Below are 18,438 nucleotides of genomic sequence, written 5' to 3'. Positions count from 1 at the left end.
TTCACGAAGCGTCCCGCCCGATATAGCTGGCCGGCGCGGCCCCGAGGATGCGCTTGAACATGGTGGTGAAGGCCGCCGGATTGTCGTAGCCGAGGTCGATCGCGACCTCCGTGACCGGATGACCCGCTGCAAGGCGCGGCAGCGCCGCCATCACGCAGGCCTGCTGGCGCCAGGCAACGAAGCTCAGCCCGGTTTCCCGGCGGAACAGCCGGGTGAAGGTGCGCCGGCTGGCCCCGATTGCGTCGCTCCAGTCCTCGATCCGCGCATGATGCGTCGGCTCCAGCAGAAAGTTGCGGCACAGCCGCGCCAGCGCCGGATGACCCGGCAGCGGCAGTGAGAGCGGTAGCGCCGGCAGGCGGGGAATCTCATGCTGGATCAGCTGCATCAGCGCGCCGTCCCGCCCATGAGGATCATATGCCGCCGGCACCGCGACCGCCTCGGCCAGCAGGCTGCGCATCAGCGGCGTGATCGCCAGCACCTGGCAATGCGGCGGCATGCCGGTGATGACGCCCTGCGACATGTACAGGCTGCGCATCCGCACCTCGCCCATCATGCGCACGTCATGCACCATACCGGCCGGAATCCACATGCCGCGCTCCGGCGGCATCACCCAGGCGCCATGGGGCGTGTTCAGCAGCACGACCCCGGTCGCGCCATAGAGCAACTGGTCGCGCCCGTGGTGATGCGGCGCGACGATGTGGCCGTCGGGATAATCCGTGCCCAGCGCCACCACGGGGCGGGCGACATTGGCGAAGACGTGATCGGCCGGCTTGTGCCCGTTCATTGGCCCACTCGCATAAGAAACTGACCCTAACGCGGTTGCGGGCCGCCCGCCAGGGATTATGACTGAGGCTCGCTGAAGCGCCTCCGGGCGCAACCAAGGGTGCCGTACCGCCATGTCCGACATTGCCGCCGCGCGAAGCCCGCATATGGGTGCCGCCTATCTCGTCCTCGGCGTCGCCGGGCTGTGCCACCTGCTGAACGACATGCTGCAGTCGCTCTTCATCGCGGCCTATCCCATGTTCAAGGCCAATTTCGACCTGAACTACGCGCAGATCGGCCTGCTGACCCTGGTCTACAACGTCACCGCCTCGCTGCTGCAGCCGGTGATCGGGCTCTATACCGATCGCCGGCCGCTGCCCTACTCGCTGCCCTGCGGCATGGCGATGTCGCTCACCGGCCTTCTGGTGCTGGCCTTCGCCCCCGCCTTCCCGGTGCTGCTGCTGGGCGGCGTGCTGCTCGGCATCGGCTCGTCGATCTTCCACCCGGAATCCTCGCGCATCGCCCGCCTCGCCTCCGGCGGCGCCTATGGGCTGGCGCAATCCACCTTCCAGGTCGGCGGCAATATCGGGAGCGCGCTCGGGCCGCTGCTGCTGGTGATCTTCGTGCTGCCGCACGGCCAGTCGAGCCTTGCCTGGTTCACCCTCGCCGCGCTCGGCGGCATCATCATGCTCACCGGGCTGGGAAGCTGGTACAAGACCCACGGCCATGCCCGGCGCACCGCCGCCGCTGCAAACACGGCCCAGCCTCTGCCGCGCGGCAAGGTGATCGGCGCGATGGCGATCCTCGTCGCGCTGCTGGTCTCGAAGTGGTTCTATCTCGCCAGCTTCACCAGCTTCTACACCTTCTATCTGATGCAGCATTTCGGCACCTCGCAGGAGCAGGCACAGCTCTATCTGTTCGTGTTCCTCGCCGCGGTCGCCGCCGGTACGCTGGTCGGCGGCCCGCTGGGCGACCGCATCGGGCGCAAGGCGATCATCTGGGGCTCGATCTTCGGCGTGCTGCCCTTCTCGCTGGTGCTGCCCCATGTCGGCCTCACTGCGACGCTGGTGCTCAGCGTGCTGATCGGGCTGATCATGGCCTCGGCCTTCTCGGCCATCGTGGTCTATGCGCAGGACCTGATGCCGGGGCGGGTCGGCATGGTGTCGGGACTGTTCTTCGGCCTCGCCTTCGGATTGGGAGGCATCGGGGCGGCCGTGCTCGGCGTGCTCGCCGACTGGACCAGCATCACCTTCGTCTTCGAGGCCTGCTCCGTGCTGCCGGCCATCGGCCTGCTCGCCGCGCTGCTGCCCAATCTCGACCGCCGCGCGCCCAGACCTGCAACGGCATGAACCGGAAGACGTCCGGCAGTACGGTCCCTGTCCCGTCGGCGCGGCTTCAGGCTGCCGATGGGCGCGCTTGCGGGTGGAACGCAAAGCCGGCAAGCGTTTCCGGCTTCATCTCGATCGAGAAACCGGGCCGTTCGGGCGGCATGTAGGCGGCGTCCCTGATGACGCAGGGGTCGAGGAAGTGCTCGTGCAGGTGGTCGACATATTCGATCACCCGCCCTTCCTTGGTGCCGGACACCGCCACATAGTCGATCATCGACAGGTGCTGGACGTATTCGCACAAGCCGACGCCACCGGCATGCGGCCAGACCGGCAGGCCATATTTCGCCGCCACCAGCAGCACCGCGAGCACTTCGTTGAGCCCGCCCATGCGGCAGGAATCGATCTGCACCACGTCGATCGCGCCTTCGGCGATGAACTGCTTGAACATGATGCGGTTCTGGCACATCTCGCCGGTCGCGACCTTCACCGGGGCGACGCCGGAGCGGATCTTGCGATGGCCGGCGATATCGTCCGGGCTGGTAGGCTCCTCGATGAAGAAGGGTTTGGCGAAGGCCAGCCGCTTCACCCAGTCGATCGCCTCGCCGACCTCCCACACCTGGTTGGCGTCGATCATCAGAAAGCGGTCCGGACCGATCACCTCGCGGGCGATGGTGAGCCGGCGAATATCGTCCTCGAGATCGCGGCCGACCTTCATCTTCACATGGTTGAAGCCCGCATCGATCGCTTCGCGGCACAGCCGGCGCAGCTTGTCGTCGTCATAGCCCAGCCAGCCGGCCGACGTGGTGTAGCAGGCATAGCCCTCCGCCCGAAGCGTCGCAATGCGCCCGGTCTTCCCGGACTCGGCCTGCCGCAGGATGGCGAGCGCATCGTCGCGGTCCAGAACGTCGGTGAGATAGCGGTAGTCGACGATGTCGGCGATCTCTTCGGGCGACATTTCGGCCACCAGCCGCCACACCGGCTTGCCGGCTTCCTTGGCGATCAGGTCCCACACCGCATTGACGACCGCGCCGGTGGCAAGGTGCATCGCCCCCTTGTCAGGCCCGATCCAGCGCAGCTGGCTGTCGCCGGTGAGATGGTGCCAGAACCGGCTCGGTGCGGCGCGGACCACGTCGAGATCGGTGCCGACGATGAGATGGCGCATCGCGGAGATCGCAAGGCAGCAGATCTCGTTGCCGCGCCCGATGGTGAAGGTCAGGCCATGCCCTTCCAGTCCCGGCATGTCGGTTTCCAGCACCACATAGGCGGCAGAATAGTCCGGGTCCGGGTTCATCGCATCCGAGCCGTCGAGCGACAGCGAGGTCGGAAAGCGCAGGTCGAGGACCCGCATGCCGGTGATTGTCGTCATGATGCCCTCCCCTTCAGAGCGACCAGCCGCCATCGATGCAGACGGCCTGGCCCGTGGTGTAGGTGGCACCCGCGAGATAGACCGCGAGGTCGGCGATCTCCTCCGGCGTCCCGATGCGCCCGATCGGCTGGCGGGCGATGAACGCGGCGCGGGTCGTCTCGTAGTCGCCCTGCGCCCGCAGCCGCTCCTGCAGCGAGGGGCTTTCCACCGTGCCGGGGCAGATCGCGTTGCAGCGGATGTTGTGGGCCACGTAGTCGGCCGCGACCGACTTGGTGAGCCCGATCACCGCCGCCTTGGTGGTGCTGTAGGCGAAGCGGTTCGGCACGCCCTTCACCGAGGAGGCGACAGAGGCGATGTTGATGATCGCGCCTTCGCGCCGCTCGATCATGCCGGGCAGCACGGCGCGGATGGTGCGCACCATGGAATGGACGTTGAGGTCGACCGCGAAGTCGAAATCGCCGTCCTTCATGTCGAGGATGCTGCCGGCATGGACGAAGCCGGCGCCGTTGAACAGCACGTCCACCTGCCCGATCCGGCCCACCGTCTCGCGAACCGCATCATCGTCCAGCACGTCGAGCCGGGCGGTCACGAGGCGATCGGACGCAGGCAGCGTGGCCAGCAGCGTCTCGTTGATGTCGGTCGCGTGCACGGTCGCACCGGCGGCCAGGAAAGCGAGCGCGCTGGCGCGGCCGATGCCCTGCCCGGCGGCGGTGACGAGGACGGTCCTGCCCTCAAGATTGGCCATGCCAACTCTCCTTGTTCGTTCAGTCCAGATGGAAGACGTTTTCCATGGCGGCCCACCATTCGCCCGGCGCCCGGCTGTCGAGCGGACGTTGGCAGGGGATGGTGAGTTCCCACCATTTCTGATTGACGGGATCGGCCGCCATCCGCGCCATGTCGGCGGGAAAGTCGGTGCCGTGATATTCGAAGCTCGCGAACAGGACGTTCTCCGGCTCGCGCAGGAAGATCGTGTAGTTGCGGATATTGCAGCTCGATATGAGCGCCAGCACCTGCGGCCACACCGCCGCGTGCAGTTCGCGGTAGCTTTCGACCATGCCGGGCTCCAGCCCGATCATCATACCCATGCGTTGCATCGCGCCCTCACCTCATGAAGCCGTGGCATCGAGCCGGTAGAAGCGCGCCGCGTTGGCTCCGAACACCGCATCATGGTGCTCGGCCGGCACGATGGCGCGGCACTGCTCGACCCAGGCGTCGTACTGCCCCGCAAGGCGCAGCACCGGCCAGTCGCTGCCGAAGATGAGGCGCTCCGGGCCGAACAGATCCAGCAGCGTCTCGGCATAGGGCCGCACGGCAACCGGATCGTGCCCGCCCGCCTCGGTCAGCAAGCCGGACAATTTGCAGTGCACCTGCGGCAGCGAAGCGAGGCGCGTCATGTCCTGCCGCCAGGTCGACATCCGCCCCTCGGCGATCCGCGGCTTGGCGCCATGGTCTATGACAACGCGCAGGCCGGGGTGGCGCGTGGCGAAGACGAGCAGCGGTTCGAGATGGCGCGGCAACACCAAAGCGTCGAAAGCGAGATCGTGGGCGATCATCGCCGCGACGGCGGGGTCGAGCCCCGGATCCTCGATCCAGCGATCGTCGGCAATGTCCTGCAGCATCGGCCGCAGGCCCTTCAGCTTGCGATGCCGGGACAGCCTTTCGATCGTCGCGGGCGCGTCCTCCACCTTGAGATCGCACCAGCCGACCACGCCGCGGATGAACGCATGCCGCTCAGCAAGCTCCAGCATCCACAGCGTGTCGGCTTCGCAGGGCAGGCTCTGCACCAGCACGGTGCCGTCCATGCCGCTGGCGGCGAGCAGCGGCTCCAGATCCTCCGGCCCGAAATCGCGATGGATCGCCGCCAGTGCGGGTGGCGGCCATTGCCCGGCCCGGTCGGCAAGGCGCCAGAAATGCTGGTGGGCGTCGATGCGCATGCCCGCAGCCCCGCCCGTCACGCCGGCACCGGGGCGCCGGCGGCGATCAGCCCGCGCTCCTTCAGGCAGGTCCAGAACCCGGTGGGGATCGGGGTCTCGAACCAGCCGATATTGGCGCTGATCTGCCCGCCATCATGCGCGCCCGAGACCACGGCGAGCGCAGCCGGATGGGCGAGCGGGAACTGCAGCGCCGCCGCCTCCAGCCGCACGCCCTGCTCGCGGCAGACGGCACGCAGCGCCTCGACCCGCGCCACGATTTTCGGTGGCGCAGCGCCGTAGTTGAACATAGTGCCGCCCGCGAGGATGCCGGAATTGAACGCCCCCGCGACCATGATGCCGATGCCGCGCGCCGCGCAGGCATCGATCAGGGAGAGGCTCGCCTGTTCCAGAAGGGTGTAGCGGCCGGCAAGCATGCAGATGTCGAGGTCGGCGACCTCCATCGCCTGCCCGATCACCTCGATCTCGTTGACCCCCAGCCCGAAAGCGCGGATCGCGCCCTCCTCGCGCAGCCGCGTCAATGCCCGGAAGCCGCCGCCATCGGTGAGCTGCGACCAGTAATGGGCATGACGCTCGCCATGGGTGAAGCGACCGATGTCATGCACATAGAGGATATCCGGCGCGAGAATGCCGAGCCGCTGCTGGCTGGCCTCGAAGGAACGCATCACGCCGTCATGGCTGTAGTCGAAGGTCGGGCGGAAGGGCAGCGGCTCGGCATAACCCTCTTCCATCGGTCCCACTGTCGAGTCCGGCACCATCACCCGGCCGACCTTGGTGGAGAGGGTGTAGGCCTCGCGAGGCTTGTCGGTCAGCATCGTGCCGAGCCGGCGCTCGGAACGGGTGAAGCCGTAATAGGGCGCGGTGTCGAAGGAACGGATGCCCGCCTGCCAGGCGGCATCGAAAGCGCCCGCCGCCTCCGCGTAGCTGGTGACGCGGTAGAGGCTGCCCATCTGCGCGCAACCGAGCCCGAGCGCCGTGACCCGGACGCCGGTGCGGGCATGGATGCGTGTGTCGCCGACCTTCATGACTGGATGGTTCCGACAATGCCGTGCAGAGAAAGGCGATCTGAAGAGAGAAAGGCGATCTGAAGAGAGAAAGGCTGGGGCGCAGCGGGAGAGGCCGCGCCCCGGAGAGCGGGAGGAAGGCCCTGAATGAAGTGAAGGCTCGTCAACAAGGCGCCTCAGTAGAGGACGTTCCTGGCTTCCGGCTCGTCGATATTGGCCTTGGTCACCACGACCGCGCCGGTATCCACGAACTTTTCGACCTTCTCTTTCTTCATCAGCCTGGCCAGGGTCTGGATGCCCCGCTCACCCATCTGGAACGAGCCCTGCACGACGATGGCGGCGAGCGTGCCGTCCTTGACGAAGCCCTGCAGGTCCTGATTGCCGTCGAAGCCCACCGCCGCGATCTTGCCGGACTTTCCGGCCTCCTTGATCGCGCGCGCCATACCGATGGCGGTCGGCTCATTGGCGCCGAAGATGCCCTTGAGATCGGGATTGGCAGCCAGCACGTCGGTGGTCTGGTTCAGTGCGGTCGCCATCTGCGACTGCGAGTAGAACGGACCGACGATGGTGAGCTTGGAATGGGCATTGATATAGTCGGTGAAGCCGCCCACGCGCCCGATCTCCGAGCCCGCGCCCGCGACATAGGACATGACCGCGATCTTGCCCTCGGTGCCCGTCTTCTCGATCAGCGCCTTGGCGGCGAGTTCGCCGGCCTTGCGGTTATCGGTGGCGAGGAAGGACTGGTAGTACTGCTCCGCGCCCTTGGCGAGCTGCGAGTCGATGATCACGACCGGGATGCGGGCCTCCCAGGCCTTCTTCACCGCCGGCACCAGCGCATCGGGATCGGAGGGTGCGAGCACGATGCCGGAGACGCCCCGGTTCACCGCGTTCTCGACCATGTTGACCTGATCGGCGATCGCGGATTCGGAGGCCGGGCCCTGGAAGGTCAGCGTGTTGCTACCCGCTTCCTTCATCGCCGCATCGGCGCCCTTCTGCACGTTCTGCCAGAAGGTGGAGTTCACGGTCTTCACGATGACGGCGATTTCACCGGCATCGGCGGCCGCGCCGCCGAACAACACCGCCGAGGCCAGAAGGGCGGCGGCAAGATTCTTGGTGACACGGTTCTTGGTCACAAGCGTCTTCATTGGGTTTCCTCCAGGAAACGGCGCCGGTCTTCCGGTCGCCGGAGCATTGGCGTGCGTTGAGGCGTGCGTTCACCGGCGGTTGCGCAACTGGTCGATCCAGACGGTGAGAAGGATCACGAGGCCGATGATGATCTGCTGGGTGAAGGCCGAGACACCGTTCATGTTCAGGCCGTTGCGCAGGATGCCGATGACGAAGGCGCCGATCGCGGTGCCGGAGATGGTGCCCACGCCCCCGATCAGCGAGGTGCCGCCGATTACCGCGCTGGCGATGGCATCCAGCTCGTACATCACGCCTTCATTGGGCTGGGCGGTGACGAGGCGGGACATCAGCACACAGCCGGTCAGCCCGGCGAGCGTGCCGGACAACACATAGGTGAAGCACACCACCCGGCGGACATTGACGCCCGACAGCCGCGCCGCCTCGACATTGGAGCCGACCGCATAGATGTGCCGGCCCAGCACCGAGCGGTTCAGCATCAGCGAAACCGCCAGCGCTATCGCCGCCATGAGGATGACCGGATAGGGGATGCCGGGAAAGGCGACATTGGGAAAGCCGTCATCGCCGATCGTCACCATGCGGAACAGCGCGCCGTTACCGAGTTCGCCGAAGCTCTCGCCGAGGCCGGACACCGCGCGGGCGCCGGTGATCTGCAGGGCGACGCCGCGCGCGATCAGCATCATGCCGAGCGTCGCGATGAAGGGCGGCAGGCGCATCACGGTCACCACCAGCCCGTTCAGTAGCCCGCACGCCGCCCCCGTGAGGATGCCGAGCGCCATGCCGACCGGCACCGGCATGCCGAGTTCCTTCACCCCCAGCGCCGCCACCACGCCGGAAAGCGCCAGCACCGAGCCGACCGAGAGGTCGATGCCGCCGGTGATGATCACGCAGGTCGCACCGATGCCGAGCAGGGCGATCGAAGTCACCTGCAGCGCGATCGTCATGCCGTTGCTGACGGTGAAGAAGGCGCCGCTGGTGAGCGAGAAGACGAGGATCAGCACCAGAAGGCTGCCGAGCGCGGCGAATTTCTGCAGGATGTCCTTCTGCCGGTCGGTCAGGCCGCGGCGCGGGGCGATGGCGGGCTCCGCGGGAGGGCGGGCAGGCGGATCGGTCATGGTCATGGTCATCTCGCGGCCCCGTCAGTGACGGCTGTGCGCCGGGCCGTAGCCGGAGGCGTAGCGCATGATTTCTTCCTGGTCGGTGCGGGCGGTTTCGAGGATTCCGGCAATGCGACCCTGGTGGAACACGCAGACCCTGTCCGTCATGCCGAGGATTTCCGGCAATTCGGACGAGATGAGCACCACGCCGATGCCCTCCGCCGCCAGTTCGTCCATGATGCGGTAGATCGCGAATTTGGCGCCGACATCGATGCCGCGGGTCGGCTCGTCGAAGAACAGCACGCGGGATTTGCGGAACAGCCACTTGCCGATGATGATCTTCTGCTGGTTGCCGCCCGAGAGGAGGCGCACCGGCTGGTGGATCGTCGGCGTGCGGATGTTGAGCAGGTCGACATAACGCCGCGCCACCTCGGCCTCCCGCGCGAAGTCGATGAGGCCGAAGCGGTTCGACACCGCCTCCATATTGGCGAGCGTCATGTTGGCATCGACCGGCATCTTGATGGCGAGGCCCTGCGCCTTCCGGTCTTCCGACAGATAGGCGAGGCCCGCGGCGATGGCGTCGCGCGGGGAGCGAATATCGAGCCGCCGACCCTCCAGCGTCACCGTTCCGGCATCGCGCGGATCGGCTCCGAAGATGGCACGCGCCACCTCGGTACGCCCCGACCCCATAAGGCCGGCAAAGCCCAGGATCTCGCCGCGGCGCAGCTCGAATCCGACATCGGCGAACACGCCGCTGCGGGCCAGCCCCTCGACCTTGAGCAAGCAGTCTCCGGCAGGACGGGAGGTCCGCTCGGGGAACTTCTCCTCCAGCGAGCGCCCCACCATGCGGGCGACGATCTCGTCGACCGTGGTGGCCGCGAAGTCGGTGGTCGCGACATGGTGGCCGTCGCGCAGCACCGTCACCCGGTCCACGATCTCCGCCATCTCGTCGAGCCGGTGCGAGATGTAGACGATGCCGACGCCGGCCGCCTTGAGGTCGTGGATCACCTTGAACAGCCGCCGGGTCTCCTGCTCGGTCAGCGAGGAGGTGGGCTCGTCCATGATGAGCACCTCGGCGTTCAGCGACAGCGCCTTGGCGATCTCCACCATCTGGCACTGCGCCACCGAAAGCCCCCGCACCGGGCGGTCGGGGTCGATGGCGACCCCGAGCCGGGCGAGACAGGCGGCGGCGTTGGTCCGCAGCGCCTTGCGATCGACCAGAAAGCCGCGGCGCGGCTCGCGGGCGAGATAGATGTTCTCCGCCACGCTCAGATGCGGGACGAGGTTGAGTTCCTGGTGGATGATGGCGATGCCCAGCGCCTCGGCGTCGAGCGGGGAGGAGAACCGCCGCTCCACTCCCTTGTAGACGATGCGGCCGGCCGTCGGCGCGAACACGCCGCTGACGATCTTCATCAGCGTCGACTTGCCGGCGCCGTTCTCTCCGCACACCGCATGGACCTCGCCGCGGCGCAGGTCGAAGCTCACGCCCTGCAGCGCGCGCACGCCGGGGAACTCCTTGCTGATCGCATCGAGGAACAGCAGATCCTCGCCCGCCCGCACCGGGTGCGGCAGATCGGGCCGAAGACCGGCGCTGGCGCCGTCCGGCATAGGCTTCCTCCCAGGTGTCGCACCCATGCGACGGCCCGATTGACGCGGGCTCTCGAGCGGGCCGGATCATGTCCGGCCGATTAAGGATCATGCTGCCCATGACGCACGAATTGGTCAAGCCAATTTTAGAGACCGCTCTTTCAGGAGCAAAATCTCGCCCGAAATGCTCCGAAATCTTTCGTGTCGGCTTTCAGCATGCGCCATTTTCTGATCTATGGTAAGGCCAATCGAGAGCAGCTATGTCCGTGAATCGAACACCCGAACGCCGGCTCTATCAGCAGGTCGCCGACCAGATCCGCCGGCTGATCCAGAGCGGTCATTTCACGCTCGGCGCCCGCCTGCCGGCGGAGCGCGAGCTGGCCCAGCAGCTCGGGGTGTCCCGGCCCTCTCTTCGCGAGGCGCTGATTGCGCTGGAGATCGACGGAACGGTCGAGATCCGCATGGGATCCGGCATCTATGTCGCCTCGAATGGCGAGCAGAAACCCTCGCCGCCGGCGGCGACCGGGGAGAGCCCGGTGGAGTTGATGGATGCCCGGGCGACGCTGGAGGCCGCCATCCTCGGCCTCGCCGCCGGGCGCTTCACTCAGGAGGCGCTCGACGAATTGCGGCAGAGCATCGAGGGCATGCGCGCGGCGATCGAAGAAGGCCGCAAGCCGATCGAGCACGACCGGCAGTTCCATCTCCTCATCGCCGGCCAGACCGGCAACGGCGTAATGGCGCGCGTGGTCGCCGAGCTGTTCGACGAGCGCCATAGCCCGATCTCCTCGCAGCTGCGGGCCCATTTCGACACGACCGACAACTGGCGGTGTGCGCTGGCCGAGCACGAGGCCATCCTCGCCGCTCTGGAGATGCGCGACACGCCGGCCGCGCAGATGCGGATGCACCGTCATCTGGAGGAATCGCGCCGGCGCTGGATCGAAAGCGAGCCGCGCTAGCCGATCTATGCGCCGGCTACTCTTTCCCCATCGCCAAGCTCGCGCAGCAGGGTCATGTCGACGAGCGCGCCACGGCAGGAAATGACCCGGGCCGCCACCCGGTGGGCGAAGCGCACCGCCTCCGCCGGGGAGCGGCCATCCAGCCGCGCGGCGATATAGCCGGCATTGAAGGCATCGCCGGCGCCGGTGGTGTCGAGCGGGCTGGCGACCTTCACGGCGGGGATGACCTCGCTCGCCCCCTCCGCATAAAGGGTGCAGGGCTCGGCCCCGTCCTTCACCGCGATCTCCTCGACGCCATAGCCGCGGAGCCGCGCCACCGTGTCCGCGGGAGACGCATCGCCGAACAGGCCGGCCTCGTCCGGAAAGGTCGGCAGCCCAACGGTGGCGGCGCGGTAGCCGGCCTCTAGGCCGGCCTTCAGGTCGTCCGGACCGGCCCAGAGCCGGTGGCGGATGTTGCCGTCGAAGGCGACCGGCACGCCGCGCGCCCGTGCCTCGGCGAGAACGCCGAGCAGCGTCGCCCGGTGCGCGGGGGAGAGGATCGCCAGCGTGATGCCGGAGAAATAGATGTAGTCCGCCCCCTCCAGCGCCACGCCCAGCACGTCGCGGTCCGCCGCCAGCAGCCGGGCCGCGGAGCTGTCGCGCCAATAGGTGAAGCTGCGCTCATAGCCGTCGAGCGCGATCATGTAGAGGCCGACCGTACGCCCGGCTTCCCGTCCGATGTGGCCGGCGTCGATGCCCGCCCCGGCGATGAAGCGCAGCATGTCGCTGGAAGGCACGTCGTCGCCCACCCGCGTCACATAGCGCACCGCAAGGGCCGCGGGATCGGTTAAGCCGCGCACGCCCCAGGCGGTGTTGAGCGTGTCGCCGGCAAAGCCCCGGCGATAGAGCCCCTGCTCCGTCACCGCCATTTCGATCATGCATTCGCCGATGCTGACAAATGTGCGGCTCACGACTGGGCTCCCGGAGAAGAAATGGCGTCGATGCGGAAGGGTCCGACCGCGATCGAGCGCAGCAAGGTGGCGCGCGAGGTGCGCAGATGCTTGCGGCAGCGCGCGTCGATGGCACGCGGGTCGCGGCTGCGCAAGGCCTCGATGTAGTCCAGATGCTCCAGCAGTGCCGTGGTGTTGCGCTGCTTCTCGTCGGTCTTGTTCCACCGATAGGTGTAGTGGAACAGGGTCGAGACGGTATCGTAGAAATCGAGGATGAAGCGATTCTGCGCGCTGGCGTGGATCATGTGGTGGAACCGTTCGTCGAGCCTGGGAAAGCGCGGATAATCCGTATCCATGTTCGCCAGCAGCGCATGGTGATCGGCCTCGATGGCGTCGAGCTCCTGCCATGGCCCGGAATCGGCCGGCAGCTCGATGAAGCTGCGGGTTGCGCGCAGCTCGAACATCTCGCGCACGTCGTAGATCTCGGTCGCGAATTCGGTGGTCACACCCTTGAACAGCCACGCGCTGTTGGGCCGCCGCTCCAGCAGGCCGAGGTGCTGGAACTGGGCCAGATGCTCGCGGATCGTGGTGGTCGAGGTGCCGAACTGCCGGGCCAGCTCGGCGGTATTGAGAAGCTGTCCGGCACGGAAGTCGCCTTGAAGGATCCAGTCCATGAATCGCCGCTCCACGCTGGCGACCGCCGACATGGTCTGCGGATCGGGAAAATAATCGGCGGCGGCGGGCAGGCGCAGCACCTCCCGGCGACCGGCCGCGGCACGGACGATGCCGCGCTCGGCCAGCGCCGCCAGCACGGCGCGCACCGTGGTGCGGCTCACCTCCAGCCGCTGCGCCAGCTCGCTCTCCGACGGCAGCCCCGCACCGGGCGCCATCTGCGCCAGCCTGTCGAGGCAGTGATTGTAGCACCGCTTGAAGACCGAATTTCCCTTCATCGCCTCCCCGCCGGGCTCCTCCTGGGTGAGCCCCCGAATACCTCTGTCTTTTTTACATTAAAAACAGGTTGACACGCCGCGTCCAGCATGGATTTTTATATTTAAAAGACATCAAGAACAAAAATGTTCGGGCGAGGAAAACGACCATGCGGCGCAGAAGCGGCGGCTGGAAAGCCGTGCCTTGTCAATTTCTTGTGGTACCCATCGGCGACATCGCCCGCATCGGGAAGGCTCTTCCGTGAGCCGGCCGATCATACAGTTCGGCACCAGCCGCTTCCTGCAGGCCCATGTCGATCTCTTCGTCCATGAGGCGCGCGAGGCGGGTGCGGATGTCGGCCCCATCACCATCGTGCAAGCCTCCGGCTCGGCGGAGCGCGTCGGCCGCGTCGCCGCCTTCGGCCGGCCGGAGGGCTATCCGGTCCGCATCCGCGGCCTGGTGGACGGCCGGCCGGTCGACCGCGAGATCCGGGTGCGCGCGGTCGAGCGCGGCCTGTCCGCCGCCGCCGATTGGACGCAGTTGCAGGCGCTCTTTCTCGATGCCGCCTTCATCGTGTCCAATATGGGCGACACCGGCTACCGGGTCGTGCCGGCCGACCACGGACCCGCTCTGTTGTCGGGCGGCGTGCCCGCTTCCTTTCCGGCCAAGCTCACCGCCCTGCTGCATCACCGCTGGACCGCCGGTGGCGCACCCCTGACCGTGCTGCCCTGCGAGCTCGTGAACCGCAATGGCGACGTGCTGGCCGCCGCCGTGCTCGACCTCGCCCGGCAGAGCGGCGCGCCGGACGCCTTCACCGCGTGGATCGCGCGCGAGGTGGTCTTCGCCAACACGCTGGTCGACCGCATCGTCTCCGAGCCGATCGAACCGGTCGGTGCCGTGGCCGAGCCCTATGCGCTCTGGGCCATCGAGAACCGGCCCGGTCTCGAAGCGCCCTTCGTCCATCCGAGCCTCGTCATGACCGACGACCTCGAACCTTTCGAACGGCTCAAGCTCCACATCCTCAATCTCGGCCACACGGTCCTCGCCGATCTGTGGATGCGCGAGGGCCGCCCCGCGGACGAGACGGTACGCGGCCTCCTCGCCGATGATGCCGTCCGCGAGCGCCTCGAAACGCTCTACGCGCTGGAGGTCGTGCCCGGCTTTGCCGCGCGCGGCATGGAGGCGCAGGCGGGCGCCTATGTCGCGGTCACCCTAGACCGCTTCCGCAATCCCTTCCTCGATCACCGCATCGCCGACATCGCGCAAAACCACGCGGTGAAGGTGGAGCGCCGGATCGGCGCCTTCCTCGACTGGATCGCGGAAGATCGTGGCCCGCCCGAAACCCCGCATCTCGCCGCCCTCGTCGACCGGCACCGTTCGAAGCAGGTGGCGGAATGACATACCAGTTCGATTTCGCGGCCCTGCTGCCCTATTGGCACGAGTTCCTGCAGGGTGCGCTGCTCACCCTGCAGCTCTCCGCCATCGCCACCGTGCTCGGCTTCATCCTCGGCACGCTCTGCGCCATCGGCCGGGCCGACGGGCCCCGCTGGGTCAGGTTTCTCGTTGCCACCTATGTCGAGGTGATCCGTAACACCCCGCTGCTGGTGCAGGTCTTCATCGTCTATTTCGGCATCGCGACGCTCGGCTTCCATGTCGGCGCCGATATGGCCGCGGTGATCGCACTGGTGGTGAATGTCGGCGCCTATACCAGCGAGATCGTCCGCGCCGGGCTCGAATCCGTGCACAAGTCGCAGCTCGAGGCCGCCGACTGCCTCGGCCTGTCGCGCACGCAGATCTACTGGCATGTCGTGCTGCGCCCGGCGATCGAGCGCGTCTATCCCGCGCTCACCAGCCAGTATGTGCTGCTGATGCTCGCCTCCTCCATCACCTCGCAGATCTCGGCGGAAGAGCTCACGGCGGTCGCCAACCGCATCCAGTCCGACACGTTCCGCAGTTTCGAGACCTACATCGTGGTCGGCGTCATCTATCTCGCGCTGTCCTTCATCGTGCGCATCGGCCTGTGGCTGTTCGGACTTGTCGTGTTCGTCCGGCGCCGCAAGCTCGGCACGGCTCTGTGAGGTGGAACCCATGCCGACCTTCAGCGCCGTCCATCTCGAATTCATTGCCTTCGCCGCCCTTTGGACCATCGGGCTCTCGGCCATCGCCTTCGTCGGCGGCGGCATCGTGGGCTTCGCCGTCGCGCTGGCGCGCATCTCGCACATCCGCGCGCTGCGTTACGCCGCCATCGTCTACATCCAGGTGGTGCAGGGCACGCCCCTGCTGATCCTGCTGTTCCTCATCTATTTCGGCATCGCCATTGTCGGCTTCAACGAGGTGCCGGCGATCATCGCGGCCGGCATCGGCCTCACCATCTACTCTTCCGGCTTCCTTGCCGAGATCTGGCGCGGCTGCATCGAATCCGTGCCGAAGACCCAGTGGGAGGCCGCGGAATGCCTGGCGCTGACGCCCTGGCAGCGCATGACGCGGGTGATCCTGCCGCAGGCGCTGCGCATCGCCACCGCGCCAACGGTCGGGTTCCTGGTTCAGATCGTCAAGAACACCTCGCTCGCCTCGGTGGTCGGCTTCGTGGAGCTCGCCCAGGCGGGCAAGCTCATCAACAATTCGATCTTCGAACCCTTCACCGTCTTCATGGTCGTGGCGGCCTTCTATTTCGCCATCTGCTTCCCGCTCTCCACGTGGAGCCGGAGTCTGGAAAGGAAGCTCAATGTCGGCCGTCGTTAAACTCGCCAACGTCCACAAGAGCTTCGGCTCCAACAAGGTTCTCGACGGGGTGTCCTTCGAGGTCGGCCGTGGCGAGGTCGCCGCGGTCATCGGACAGTCCGGCTCGGGAAAGTCCACGGCCCTGCGCTGCATCAACGCGCTGGAGACCATCGAGGGCGGCACCATCGAGGTCTGCGGCCATGCGGTGCACGACAAGGCGCTCGACCGGCGCAACCTGCGGCGCGACGTCGGCATCGTGTTCCAGAGCTACAACCTGTTTCCGCACCTCACGGTCGAGCAGAACATCATGCTCGCACCGACCTGCGTGAAGGCGTTGTCCAAGCAGAAGGCACGCGATCTCGCCCATGAGGTGCTGGCCCGCGTCGGCCTCGGCGAGAAGGCCGGGCACTATCCCGAGCAGCTCTCCGGCGGCCAGCAGCAGCGCGTCGCCATCGCCCGCTCGCTCGCCATGCAGCCGAAGCTGATGCTGTTCGACGAGGTCACCTCCGCGCTCGATCCCCAGCTCACCGGAGAGGTGCTGAAGGTGATGGAGGACCTCGCCCGGGGCGGCATGACCATGATCCTCGTCACCCATGAAATGGCCTTCGCCCGCAAGGTCGCGAGCAAGGTCGTCTACATGCACAAGGGCAAGGTCTGGGAGACCGGCCCCGGCAGCATGCTGGACAAGCCGACCACGCCCGAACTCGCCGATTTCGTCGGCTCCGGCCTCTGAGGCCGCAGGATCGGATCCGCCACCACAACAATGAACGTCCGCAGGGAGGACACCATGAACCGCCGCCGCTTCCTCACCACCGCCGCCACGCTCGCCATCGGCATGGCCGGCCTCGCCGGCACCACCGCCGGCCTCGTGAGCCCGGCCCGCGCCGACACGCTCGACGAGATCAAGAAGCGCGGCAAGCTCCTGGTCGCCATCGACCTCGGCTCCCCGCCCTTCGGCCAGACCGACGCCCAGATGCAGCCCACCGGCTCGGATGTGGAGAGCGCGCGCCTGCTCGCCGCCGATCTCGGCGTGCCGCTGGAAATCGTGCAGGTGACCAGCCCCAACCGCGTGCCCTTCCTGCTCACCGGCAAGGCCGACATCGTGATGGCCTCGTTCAGCGTGAACGAGGAGCGCAAGAAGGTGATCGACTTCTCCGATGCCTATGGCGTGATTCAGGTGGTCGTCGCCGCGCCGAAGGGCGTTGCGATCAAAAGCATCGACGACCTCGCCGGCAAGCGCGTCGGCACCACGCGCGGCTCGACCAACGACAAGGAAGTCACCACCCAGATCAAGAACGCCACCATCGTGCGCTATGACGACGACGCCACCCTGATCACGGCGCTCGTCTCCGGCCAAGTGGATGTCATGGGCTCCTCGCCGCAGGTCATGGCCGCGGTCAACCAGCGCCGGCCGAACGACCCGCTGGAGACCAAGATCGTTCTCAAGACCAACCCCTACGCCATCGGCCTGCGCAAGGGCGAGGACGCGCTGCGCACGCGGCTCAACGAATGGATCGCCAAGGACCTCGCCAGCGGCAAGCTGCGCGAGATCTACGTGAAATATAACGGCGTTCCGCTGCCGGCCGAGCTGCCCAAGACCAACTGACGTTTCTTATCCGCGGCCCGGCGACGCCGGGCCGCCTGCGCCTTGCCCCGCTCTCTGGAAAACGCTGCGATGAAAGCCCTGATCTGCGACGAACCCGGCCGCCTGTCGATCATCAGCCGGCCCGAGCCGGTGCCGGGCCCCGGCGAGGCGCTGGTGCGCATCCGGCGCGTCGGCATCTGCGGCACCGACTTCCACATCTACCAGGGCAAGCACCCCTTCCTCGACTATCCGCGCGTGATGGGCCACGAGCTGTCCGGCACGGTGGAGAGCGCGCCGGAGGGCAGCGGGCTCGCCAGCGGGCAGAACGTCTACATCGTGCCGTATCTGTCCTGCGGCACCTGCCTCGCCTGTCGCAAGGGCGTGAACAATGCCTGCATGAACATCAACGTGCTGGGCGTGCATCGCGACGGCGGCATGGCGGAATATCTGTGCGTGCCGGTCGGCAATGTCGTGCCGGCAGGCACCGCCTCGCTGGACGACGCGGCGATGATCGAGTTCCTCGCCATCGGCGCCCATGGCGTGAAGCGCGGCGGCATCACCGCGCAGGACCGCGTGCTTGTGGTTGGCTCCGGCCCGATCGGCATGTCCGCCATCATCTTCGCCAAGGCACGGGGCGCCCATGTCACAGTCATGGACGTGCGCGAGGACCGGATCGCCTTCACCGTGAACGAACTCGGCGCCGACCAGATGCTGATCGCCGACGGCAATGCCGAGGCGGAGGCGAAGCGTCTCACCGGCGGCGACTTCTACGACGTCGTCATCGACGCCACCGGCAATGCCGGGGCGATGCAGCGCGGCTTCGGCTTCCTCGCCCATGCCGGCCGCTATGTGCTGGTGAGCGTCGTGCGCACCGACATCACCTTCTCCGATCCCGAATTCCACAAGCGCGAGGCCACGCTCTATGCGAGCCGCAACGCCCAGGCCGACGATTTCGCCGAGGTGGTCCGCCAGATGGAGGCCGGCAAGGTGCCGACGCGCGCGCTCAACACCCATCGTGGTCCGCTGGCCGACGGCCCGGCGCTGTTCGATGCATGGCTCCGGCCGGAGGCCGGGGTCATCAAGGCGATCCTGGAAGTCTGAA

General features: G+C 67.1%; 19 protein-coding genes. 8 read left to right on the top strand and 11 right to left on the bottom strand.

The features are described from left to right. Position 1: 1 nt before the first annotated feature. Entirely contained in the window at positions 2-784 is a 783-nt protein-coding gene (locus MWN34_RS08665; protein WP_247028528.1) for an AraC family transcriptional regulator, read from the bottom strand. 112 nt (positions 785-896) lie between these two features. Here MWN34_RS08665 and MWN34_RS08660 point away from each other — a divergent pair, with 112 nt between their 5' ends. Further along, positions 897-2,111, top strand: coding sequence for an MFS transporter (locus MWN34_RS08660; RefSeq protein WP_247028526.1), 1,215 nt, complete (start codon positions 897-899; stop codon positions 2,109-2,111). A gap of 46 nt (positions 2,112-2,157) precedes the next feature. On the opposite strand, the gene MWN34_RS08655 is transcribed toward MWN34_RS08660, so the two are convergent. The 8 genes from MWN34_RS08655 to MWN34_RS08620 form a co-directional block, all read right to left on the bottom strand. Further along, positions 2,158-3,456, bottom strand: coding sequence for an L-fuconate dehydratase (locus tag MWN34_RS08655; protein ID WP_247028525.1), 1,299 nt, complete (start codon positions 3,454-3,456; stop codon positions 2,158-2,160). A gap of 13 nt (positions 3,457-3,469) precedes the next feature. Next, the gene (locus tag MWN34_RS08650) at positions 3,470-4,201 is read right to left on the bottom strand and encodes an SDR family oxidoreductase (protein WP_247028524.1); all 732 of its coding nucleotides are present in this window, start codon (positions 4,199-4,201) and stop codon (positions 3,470-3,472) included. A 19-nt stretch (positions 4,202-4,220) separates the two neighbouring features. Beyond that, positions 4,221-4,550, bottom strand: a complete 330-nt coding sequence (locus MWN34_RS08645) for an L-rhamnose mutarotase (protein ID WP_247028523.1) — start codon at positions 4,548-4,550, stop codon at positions 4,221-4,223. A gap of 12 nt (positions 4,551-4,562) precedes the next feature. Then, positions 4,563-5,390: an amidohydrolase family protein gene (locus MWN34_RS08640; RefSeq protein WP_247028522.1), complete on the bottom strand. Its 828-nt coding sequence runs from the start codon at positions 5,388-5,390 to the stop codon at positions 4,563-4,565. 17 nt (positions 5,391-5,407) lie between these two features. After that, complete coding sequence (locus MWN34_RS08635) at positions 5,408-6,412, bottom strand: aldo/keto reductase (RefSeq protein ID WP_247028521.1); 1,005 nt, start codon at positions 6,410-6,412, stop codon at positions 5,408-5,410. A 155-nt stretch (positions 6,413-6,567) separates the two neighbouring features. Next, complete coding sequence (locus tag MWN34_RS08630) at positions 6,568-7,536, bottom strand: ABC transporter substrate-binding protein (RefSeq protein ID WP_247028520.1); 969 nt, start codon at positions 7,534-7,536, stop codon at positions 6,568-6,570. Between the two features lie 69 nt (positions 7,537-7,605). Further along, positions 7,606-8,649 carry an ABC transporter permease gene (locus tag MWN34_RS08625; RefSeq protein WP_247028838.1) on the bottom strand — a complete coding sequence of 348 codons (1,044 nt, stop codon included), beginning with the start codon at positions 8,647-8,649 and terminating at the stop codon, positions 7,606-7,608. 24 nt (positions 8,650-8,673) lie between these two features. Then, complete coding sequence (locus MWN34_RS08620) at positions 8,674-10,239, bottom strand: sugar ABC transporter ATP-binding protein (protein WP_247028518.1); 1,566 nt, start codon at positions 10,237-10,239, stop codon at positions 8,674-8,676. A 239-nt stretch (positions 10,240-10,478) separates the two neighbouring features. Between MWN34_RS08620 and MWN34_RS08615 the strand changes: the two genes are divergently transcribed. Beyond that, positions 10,479-11,174 carry a FadR/GntR family transcriptional regulator gene (locus MWN34_RS08615; protein WP_247028516.1) on the top strand — a complete coding sequence of 232 codons (696 nt, stop codon included), beginning with the start codon at positions 10,479-10,481 and terminating at the stop codon, positions 11,172-11,174. A gap of 5 nt (positions 11,175-11,179) precedes the next feature. On the opposite strand, the gene MWN34_RS08610 is transcribed toward MWN34_RS08615, so the two are convergent. Both MWN34_RS08610 and MWN34_RS08605 read right to left on the bottom strand, forming a co-directional pair. Then, positions 11,180-12,124, bottom strand: coding sequence for a sugar kinase (locus MWN34_RS08610; RefSeq protein WP_247028514.1), 945 nt, complete (start codon positions 12,122-12,124; stop codon positions 11,180-11,182). Next, positions 12,121-13,053, bottom strand: coding sequence for a GntR family transcriptional regulator (locus MWN34_RS08605; protein ID WP_247028512.1), 933 nt, complete (start codon positions 13,051-13,053; stop codon positions 12,121-12,123). The genes MWN34_RS08610 and MWN34_RS08605 overlap by 4 nt, the downstream gene beginning before the upstream one ends. Before the next feature lie 238 nt (positions 13,054-13,291). Between MWN34_RS08605 and MWN34_RS08600 the strand changes: the two genes are divergently transcribed. The 6 genes from MWN34_RS08600 to MWN34_RS08575 all read left to right on the top strand — a co-directional run bounded on the left by MWN34_RS08600 (position 13,292) and on the right by MWN34_RS08575 (position 18,437). Then, positions 13,292-14,428 carry a mannitol dehydrogenase family protein gene (locus tag MWN34_RS08600; protein WP_247028510.1) on the top strand — a complete coding sequence of 379 codons (1,137 nt, stop codon included), beginning with the start codon at positions 13,292-13,294 and terminating at the stop codon, positions 14,426-14,428. After that, a complete protein-coding gene (locus tag MWN34_RS08595) occupies positions 14,425-15,108 on the top strand; it encodes an amino acid ABC transporter permease (RefSeq protein WP_247028508.1) in 684 nt (227 codons plus the stop codon). The genes MWN34_RS08600 and MWN34_RS08595 overlap by 4 nt, the downstream gene beginning before the upstream one ends. Before the next feature lie 10 nt (positions 15,109-15,118). Next, complete coding sequence (locus MWN34_RS08590) at positions 15,119-15,772, top strand: amino acid ABC transporter permease (protein ID WP_247028506.1); 654 nt, start codon at positions 15,119-15,121, stop codon at positions 15,770-15,772. Further along, on the top strand, positions 15,756-16,484 hold the full coding sequence (locus tag MWN34_RS08585; RefSeq protein ID WP_247028504.1) for an amino acid ABC transporter ATP-binding protein: 729 nt from the start codon (positions 15,756-15,758) through the stop codon (positions 16,482-16,484). The genes MWN34_RS08590 and MWN34_RS08585 overlap by 17 nt, the downstream gene beginning before the upstream one ends. Positions 16,485-16,538: 54 nt before the next feature. Further along, positions 16,539-17,357 (top strand): transporter substrate-binding domain-containing protein, encoded by an 819-nt coding sequence (locus MWN34_RS08580; RefSeq protein WP_425532076.1) that lies wholly within the window; start codon positions 16,539-16,541, stop codon positions 17,355-17,357. 69 nt (positions 17,358-17,426) lie between these two features. Beyond that, a complete protein-coding gene (locus tag MWN34_RS08575) occupies positions 17,427-18,437 on the top strand; it encodes a zinc-binding alcohol dehydrogenase family protein (RefSeq protein WP_247028503.1) in 1,011 nt (336 codons plus the stop codon). The last annotated feature ends 1 nt before the right edge of the window (position 18,438 follow it).

Source organism: Ancylobacter crimeensis (assembly GCF_023016805.1).
Classification (GTDB): Bacteria; Pseudomonadota; Alphaproteobacteria; order Rhizobiales; family Xanthobacteraceae; genus Ancylobacter; species Ancylobacter crimeensis.
The sequence above is the reverse complement of the archived record's forward strand: the minus strand, read 5'-3'. Positions and strand labels throughout refer to the sequence as shown.